This is a genomic window from Streptomyces sp. MBT53, assembly GCF_016654115.1.
Taxonomy (GTDB): Bacteria; Actinomycetota; Actinomycetes; order Streptomycetales; family Streptomycetaceae; genus Streptomyces.
In genome coordinates, this window is the sequence record NZ_JAEQAZ010000440.1 from 1 (window position 1) to 1,318 (window position 1,318).

The window sequence follows — 1,318 nt, forward strand, 5'->3', positions numbered from 1 at the left end:
CAGGCCGACCATGCTAGAGCGTTCCTCTGACAGTTCCGCTACGCGGGCGGGCCGCAGCCGGCCGCGACGACCCGTAGCGGAGCGGTGGGTGTCGCCCGTGACGGCCGGTTGGGCCGACGGCATCCGTGCCCGCCCGCGTAGCGGAACTGTCAGAGGAACGCTCTAGCATGGTCGGCCTGACGATCGACCAACGGGGACGGGGACGGGACATGGGGGACCAGACACAGCCGGACGGCGGCGCGGGCGCGAACGACGACCCGTGGGCGCCCCCGGAGAGCAAGCCATCACTGGAGAAGGGCGCACAGCCGCCCACCCCCGGGCCACAGCCCTACCCACCCGCGGCTGCCCAGCCCCAGCAGCCGGCGCCGCAGCCGCCGTCCCTGCACTACCAGCCGACCATGACCGCCCTCCCGGCAGACGGCTTCGCCCCGCCTGCCTCCGGCGCGCCCGGAACCCCACCCGCTTCCGGCGCACCCGGCTACGGCTACCCCGCCACACCCCCCGGCCTCCCCAACTACGGCGCTCCGGGTTACGGCCAGCCCAACGCCCCCGCCGGACCCGGCATGCCGGGCGCCCCGGGCATGCCCGGCGGCTACGGCTACCCCGGCTACCCGCAGGGCTACGGCTGGCCCGGTATGCCGATGGCTCCGCAGAACAACCTGGGCACCGTGGCCCTGGTGCTGGGCATCCTGTCCTGCTGCCTCTTCTGCGTCTACGGCATCGTCTCCGTGGTCCTCGGCATCATCGCCATCGTTCTCGGTGTCAAGGGCAAGAAGCGGGCCGACCGGGGCGAGGCCACGAACCGGGGTCAGGCCCAGGCGGGTCTGATCACGGGCATCGTCGGGATCATCCTCGGCGTCGCCGTGATCGCCCTGTTGGTCATCAGCTTCGCGGCCTACCAGCACGAGCAAGACAACCAGGACTCCGACTCGACGTCGTCCTACAACTCGGCCCCCAGCCTGTCGGCACCACCCCTGACACAGGACTGACCACAACAGCCGAGCCCCTCCAACACCCCCTCGCTGGCTCGCCCCACCGAAGCCACCGCCGCCCCTTCACCAGCGCGAGCCCAACTGCGACCGACAGGCTTTCCTCGACCGGGACCCTGAGCGGCTCGCCCCGACCGAAACCGCCCCGGCCCTCCGCCAGCGCGGGCCCAACCGTGACCGACGGGCCTCCTCGACGGCCGCCCGGCCGCTCGCCCCGCTGAAGCCGCCCCCGCCCCTTCGCCAACGCGCGTCCCGACCGCAGCCAAAGCGCCACCCCCAACACGTCCCGCACCCCAACCTGACCGAAGCACCCTTCCCCACCCCCGCGT

General features: G+C 72.9%; 1 protein-coding gene. It reads left to right on the forward strand.

What is annotated here, in order from left to right:
- Positions 1–209 precede the first annotated feature (209 nt).
- The gene (locus JHN45_RS51975; RefSeq protein WP_201056503.1) at positions 210–989 is read left to right on the forward strand and encodes a DUF4190 domain-containing protein; all 780 of its coding nucleotides are present in this window, start codon (positions 210–212) and stop codon (positions 987–989) included.
- Positions 990–1,318 lie beyond the last annotated feature (329 nt).